We start from the raw sequence: 5,765 nt of genomic DNA on the forward strand, positions 1-5,765 counted from the left end.
GGTGATTGGCAAAACCATCGATGCCAGCGTCCCTCTCCCCGTCACTATACGGGGAGAGGATGCCGGCAGGCAGGTGAGGGGCGGCGCCGGCGCCGGGAAAGGCTGGCTAATTTGATGCGGCGAACCCTATTTCGGCTCCGCTGTTACAGGATCGTAGGTGATTTCAACCTTTGCCTTGTCCGCCGTGTAATAGGTGACGGTGTAGGCGCCGCTGTCCCAGTCGACCTCGTCCACATAGCGAAAGCCGTCGCGCTGCTCGACCTTGGCGATGATCTCCGACAGCTTCTTGGCATTGGGCGGCGGCAGCGGCTTGTCGTCCGCGGCCAAGGCCGGCGCGACGGCGAAAAAAACGGCGACGCTTGTCGCGAGCAGAAATCTGGACATGGCTTTCCCTCAAGTTTCGTCGGACAGAAACTCGCTGATGTGCCGGTTTGTTCCGCGGCCGGAATGCGTGCCGATTCAGTCCAGCGGTTTGCAGCTGCCCGAATGAGGGGCCGCCGCCCGCTTGACTTACGCGGCGCGTCGTTGAGCGGGGTGGAGACCTGAACGGGTTCGGCGAGGGTCGACGGCGGTCACGATGCTGTGGTGGTGATCGCAATAGACGCGATCCGCCGAAGTTGGCCCGGCACAAAAACGATAACCGCCGGGTACCGACCGGTCTTCGCTCACCGGGAAGCGGCACTGATAGACGCCTAGCTGGATGAGGGGGACGTCTTTCGAAATTGGTCTGACATTTTCAGGCATGGTTTTTCAGGTTCCTGGTTCATAGCCATTGCCGGCTGACGGCCGCTGCGCGACCGCGTCAAAGCGAGCTTCTCTCGTTTTGGAGGGCTGTGGATCACCATGTGGTGTCGCTCGCAGTGTCAATGAAGCCCCGAAACCCTGCTTTCGCAAGCCAATCATTGCGACTTAAGGCCACACCGGCTGCTGGGCGGGGGCTGCGGAAGCGAATACATTTTGTCAGCAGACAATGTGGTCGCGCCCCGGAGCATCTCTTCGAACCGTTGCACCGGTGCTATGGTGTGCCTGCATGATCAGAGAGCAGGGATATGAGGCATGCCCGAAATCACACGCCGTACACTTCTTGCGTTCACCGCCGTGGCCTCGGTCATTGAACCGAAATTTGCCGAAGCGGAAGGTGCCTCACCCGAATTGCGGGCGCTAATCGGAGCCCATGAGGTCAGCTATGCCGGGCTTCACAGGGTTGTTCGTCGAGCGGGCAGCAGCAGCCACGAACGCAAGACGGCAGACCGGATTGAACAGGAAGCATTGCTGGCCATCTGTTCCTATCCGGCGATCAGCCGAGGCGACCGCCGGGCCAAGGCCGATTACCTGTTGACCGCCGAGGCTCGGGGTGAACTCGACCTGGAAGAGCACATGCAGGCCATCCTGCACTCGATGAAGCGCTGATCGCGGCTCGACCGGGGCATCTCCAGACATCGCCGACTTTAGCACCATGGCGACAAGCGGGTCGGGCATGGGCCAAGCTAATGAACGATGCTTTCAAGGAAGCCGTCGCGCCGTTCGACCTTGGCGATGATCTCCGACAGCTTCTTGGCATTGGTGCGGCGGCAGCGGAGCATCGTCCGCGGCAAAGGCCGGGCTACCGGCAAGAAGAAAGGCGACGCTGGTCGCCAGCAGAAATCTGGACATGGCTTTCCCTCAAAGTTTGTCGGACAGAACCTCGCTGGCGTGCCGGTTTGTTCCGCAGCTGGAATGCATGACCGTTTCGGCCCACGGATGGCCGCTCCTAATATAGCCACGGATTTTGAAGCGGCGCATCGTGGTTTTTGGTGCACCGTTTTTCTTCCGGGCACGACCCGGACGCCACCGCTTTCTGTCTGCCGTGGCTTCAGCAATCGGCAGCCTAGTGCTCTGTAGGGCCTTCGGGCCCGGGGCACGACTTCTACCCGCAAGTCATATTGCTTTCAGCGGAGATTCAATATTCTATGAACTCGGATTTGTGCTGGGAGGGGGAAACTATGCAACGGGTTTACGATGTATCGGCGGTTGATGTTCGCTTAGGTAAATCTCAAACCACAAAGATAATTATTGTTGCGTCAGGCCGCGTGCCCAGTGGCGGCTGGACAAACCCCGCACTTAGTCCTTGGTACTACGTCGACTCACCGGCGGATGGAATTCAAGACATCGACTTCTGCGCTGAGGAGCCTAGTGGGCTTGCTATCCAAGTATTTGTCCCGATCGTGAAAGAGATAACGGTCGAATGTGATGTGGTAAACTATTGGGGATCTGGCAGGCCCCTATTGGGGGTACGCGTCCACGCTCAGACCAACGCTGTAGTCGCTGAGATTGGTAACACTGATGAAAAGTCAGGAGTTGTTGTCTTCTCGGACAGGCCTGTACCATGGCCCTGGGGTCGCTTAGGCGATATGGCTCACAAAGACCCCGGCGGCGGCCCCGTTGTTCCGTGGCCGATTGGGAAATCTGCTGGCGATGATAACCCCTATCCTTTGGGGAGACGAGGCGATGACAGCCCGGTGCCGTTGCCCCTTGGAAAGGCTTTCGGAGAAGTGGATACACCAGCGCAGATAGGCGAGCTTCTTGGCCGCCCATGCCGCTGTTACACCAAGGGCGACCCACTGACTTTTGATCTGATGGCGAAGCGCGTGAATATTGAACTTGATGAACACCGCGTCATCCAGAGAATCTGGTTCGGTTGATCCATCATCGCGGAGAACACGGCCCACACCTACGAATGCCCCGCCGGCGGGCTGGCAGCTTTGGCCGTGTTGGGGGCAGACTGACGGCTGAAACCATCATCTCTTGGACGCCAGGACTTTTGGGGGAATTATGGCCGACCAGCTGCACATTCGCAAAATAATGGAAGAATTGGTTGCCGGCCGTATGCGCGTGCCGAACTTCCAACGGGGTTTTGTCTGGGATCCAGAGCGTGTCGCCTATCTCATGGACAGCATCTACAAGGGCTATCCATTCGGTTCCATTTTGCTATGGAGGACGAAGCAGGAGCTTACTCACGAGAGAGACTTGGGACCCTTCAAGCTCCCGCAGAATGATCCGTCCTACCCGACCGACTATATTTTAGACGGCCAGCAGCGCATCACCTCTATTTTCGGTGTGTTCCAGGCCGACATCAAGCTGACCGAGCGCCCGCTGTGGTCGAACATCTATTACGACCTGAATGCCCCTTATAATGCGCAGGATTCGTCGTTCATGGCGTTGCCGGACGAGGAGGTAGACCCGGACAGGCACTTCCCCATCAAAAGCCTGTTCGACCCGGTGGCCTATCGCAAGGAGACCGACGGCTACGACCCGGACACGATCGCTGTCATCGACAAACTCCAGTCGAAGTTTAAGGAAGCCTTGATACCGGTGCAGACCATTGACACAGAGGACAAAACGGCCGTTGCCATCGTGTTCGAGCGAGTTAACCAGCGCGGTGTCGAGTTAGACACCGTGCAGTTACTTAGCGCTTGGACATGGTCCGGCGATTTCGACCTCAACCAGAAGTTCGAGGAGCTCGCGCAGGATCTTGCCCCGTTCGGCTTTAAGGACATGGGGTCGGATAAAGACCTTCTGCTGCGCTGCTGCAGCGCCATCCTCGCCAATGACCCTTCTATTGAAGCACTCATTGGCCTCAACGGCAAAACCGTCCGTGAATCGTTCGAGACTGTCATCACCGGCATCAAGGGCGCTATCGACTTCCTGAGGAAGAACCTTGGCATCGCTGCACTCAGCAACCTGCCCTACGACAACCTGCTTGTGCCGCTTTCGGTGTTCTTCGCTGGAGAGCCCACAAAGCAGCACCAAATGAACGATGGCCAGCGCGCGCAAATCCTGAAGTGGTTCTGGCGTACCTGTTTCGGGCGTCGCCTGAACAGCCAGCCTATCAAGACACTCAGGGAGGACGTGGTTGACTTCAAGAAATTGAAGGAGGGCACCATTAAGGTACTCAACACGCCTCCGGTCCACCTCGACCACGAATTCTTCATGAAGATCATATTCCGGCTGAATTCGGTCCTTTCCGAACTTTCATCCTGATGCTTGCGCAACACCATCCACGCTCATTCATCAGCGGCAACAAGATATCGCTGGGGGCGGTGCTGAAGGAGTATAACCGCAACGAATTCCATCACATCTATCCGCGCAGCTTCATCAAATCGAAGCCAAACCTAGGGGAGTATGAGGAGTCCTGCCTCGCGAATATGTGCTTCCTGTCGCGCACGGATAACAACGCAATCTCCGGGGCTGCACCCAGCGAATACCGCGCCAAAATGCCTGACGACGTAGAAGCGATTCTGGAGAGCAATCTCATTCCGGCGGACATTTTCGAAGACAAATACTCAATCTTCCTGATTGAGCGAAGCGGATTGCTCTACGCCGCAGCGAATAAGCTTTTGGAAGAAACAGAGGGCGTATTCAGCTAGCCGCGCTTCCGCCACTTCTCCCAGCCGCTGCCTTTGCCGCGATCAAGTTATTTTGGTTTACGCGCCAGTGCAGAATTTTTATGGCTTGGGAAGGGACGAAATCATCCAACGTTTTGAAGTGGTTAGATGGTGGGCGATGCAGGGATTGAACCTGCGACCCCACCCGTGTGAAGGGTGTGCTCTCCCGCTGAGCTAATCGCCCGCTCGTTGCCCAAAGGCCAAGCGAGCCGCGATATAAGGGAGGCGGGTGCGGTAAGTCAAGGCGCTGTCCGGCGTTCTGACAGGGATCGGTTTTGCTGTGCTTTGCGCCCTGTCTCCGACCAACGCCGGCTACATTCCGTCAGTTTCCCGCAGCGGCAATCAGCTTCTGCGCCAGATCGAGCGTCAGGGCGTCGAAATGCGAAATCACCGCCGAGGGTTCGAATTCGCGGACATGGCGGTCGGTGTAGCCGAAATCGACCGCCACCACGGGGATGCCGGCGGCTTTTGCCGTGTCGATATCGGTTTGCGAATCGCCGACCATCAGCGCGCGGTGCGGGTCGCCGCCGGCCAGCTTGATGGTCTCGATCAGATGGCGCGGGTCGGGCTTGCGGAAGGCGAACGTGTCCTGGCCGGCGATGGCCGCGAAATGTTTGGTCAGGCCGAGCGCCTCGATCAGCGCCAGCGAGTTGGCTTCGTATTTGTTGGTGCAGATGGCGAGGACATAGCCGGCCTCCTCGAAGCGCGCTATCGCCTCGACGACACCGGGGTAGGGGCGCGACTTGCCGGGGATGTTGAGCGTGTAGTGGTCGAGGAAAAGCTTCAGCAGCCGGTCGTGCTCCTCGACGGCAAGCGATCGCTGATGGGCGGCGTGGGCCCGCTCGATCATCACCCGGCCGCCGTGACCGACAAAACGCCTGAAGCCGGCTTCGTCGACCGCGGCGATCTCGCTGGCGGCAAGGCTGTGGTTCAGGCTGTCGAGCAGGTCCGGCGCTGTGTCGATCAGCGTACCGTCGAGGTCGAACACGATGATCGGTCGGGTCATGGTCTGTCCTGGGCAGGTGTGCAATGGGCAGGCGATAGCGGCTGCGGCGCGTCAAGGCAAGCTGACTGGGGGCAAGCCGGCTTGGCAATCGCTTCAGACCAGTGACAGTTTCAACGTGTGGCGGGACCACCAATTGTGGAAGCCGGCGCTGCCCCTCATCGCCCTGCCGGGCACTTCTCCCCGTATAGTGACGGGGAGAAGTGGCTGGTGTCCGAACCGGATAGATAGGTAACAGAATGGACTGATTAGATGGGTGACAGTTTTCTTGTCCGCCGGGAGGACCGGCGATGGTTTGGCGAGAGACTGGCATCATGGATGAGCGGCTTCGGTTTGTT

Annotated in this window: 6 protein-coding genes and 1 tRNA gene; 4 read left to right on the top strand and 3 right to left on the bottom strand. The window is 58.4% G+C overall.

Translation table 11 applies throughout. The features are described 5' to 3' along the window. Window positions 1–126: 126 nt before the first annotated feature. Window positions 127–384, bottom strand: a complete 258-nt coding sequence (locus EN749_RS29255; RefSeq protein ID WP_128364463.1) for a PepSY domain-containing protein — start codon at window positions 382–384, stop codon at window positions 127–129. 672 nt (window positions 385–1,056) lie between these two features. Here EN749_RS29255 and EN749_RS29265 point away from each other — a divergent pair. The 4 genes from EN749_RS29265 to EN749_RS38280 all read left to right on the top strand — a co-directional run bounded on the left by EN749_RS29265 (window position 1,057) and on the right by EN749_RS38280 (window position 4,406). Further along, the gene (locus EN749_RS29265; RefSeq protein WP_128364464.1) at window positions 1,057–1,410 is read left to right on the top strand and encodes a hypothetical protein; all 354 of its coding nucleotides are present in this window, start codon (window positions 1,057–1,059) and stop codon (window positions 1,408–1,410) included. Window positions 1,411–1,982: 572 nt separating this feature from the next. Then, entirely contained in the window at window positions 1,983–2,681 is a 699-nt protein-coding gene (locus EN749_RS29275; RefSeq protein WP_145991042.1) for a hypothetical protein, read from the top strand. 130 nt (window positions 2,682–2,811) lie between these two features. Beyond that, entirely contained in the window at window positions 2,812–4,020 is a 1,209-nt protein-coding gene (locus EN749_RS29280) for a DUF262 domain-containing protein (RefSeq protein WP_210214734.1), read from the top strand. After that, window positions 4,020–4,406 carry a hypothetical protein gene (locus tag EN749_RS38280; protein ID WP_210214735.1) on the top strand — a complete coding sequence of 129 codons (387 nt, stop codon included), beginning with the start codon at window positions 4,020–4,022 and terminating at the stop codon, window positions 4,404–4,406. Before EN749_RS29280 ends, EN749_RS38280 begins: the two co-directional genes overlap by 1 nt. Before the next feature lie 127 nt (window positions 4,407–4,533). Here EN749_RS38280 and EN749_RS29285 read toward each other — a convergent pair. Next, window positions 4,534–4,608 (bottom strand) — tRNA-Val (locus EN749_RS29285). A 138-nt stretch (window positions 4,609–4,746) separates the two neighbouring features. Beyond that, window positions 4,747–5,430 carry a phosphoglycolate phosphatase gene (locus EN749_RS29290; protein WP_127271163.1) on the bottom strand — a complete coding sequence of 228 codons (684 nt, stop codon included), beginning with the start codon at window positions 5,428–5,430 and terminating at the stop codon, window positions 4,747–4,749. Window positions 5,431–5,765 lie beyond the last annotated feature (335 nt).

This window comes from Mesorhizobium sp. M7A.F.Ca.ET.027.02.1.1, from assembly GCF_004022985.1.
Lineage (GTDB): Bacteria > Pseudomonadota > Alphaproteobacteria > Rhizobiales > Rhizobiaceae > Mesorhizobium.

Excerpts from the sequence above, each read along its gene's own strand:
- EN749_RS29290 (WP_127271163.1), bottom strand. The coding sequence starts at position 5,430 with ATGACCCGACCGATCATCGTGTTCGACCTCGACGGTACGCTGATCGAC.
- EN749_RS38280 (WP_210214735.1), top strand. The coding sequence starts at position 4,020 with ATGCTTGCGCAACACCATCCACGCTCATTCATCAGCGGCAACAAGATA.
- EN749_RS29265 (WP_128364464.1), top strand. The coding sequence starts at position 1,057 with ATGCCCGAAATCACACGCCGTACACTTCTTGCGTTCACCGCCGTGGCC.
- EN749_RS29275 (WP_145991042.1), top strand. The coding sequence starts at position 1,983 with ATGCAACGGGTTTACGATGTATCGGCGGTTGATGTTCGCTTAGGTAAA.
- EN749_RS29280 (WP_210214734.1), top strand. The coding sequence starts at position 2,812 with ATGGCCGACCAGCTGCACATTCGCAAAATAATGGAAGAATTGGTTGCC.
- EN749_RS29255 (WP_128364463.1), bottom strand. The coding sequence starts at position 384 with ATGTCCAGATTTCTGCTCGCGACAAGCGTCGCCGTTTTTTTCGCCGTC.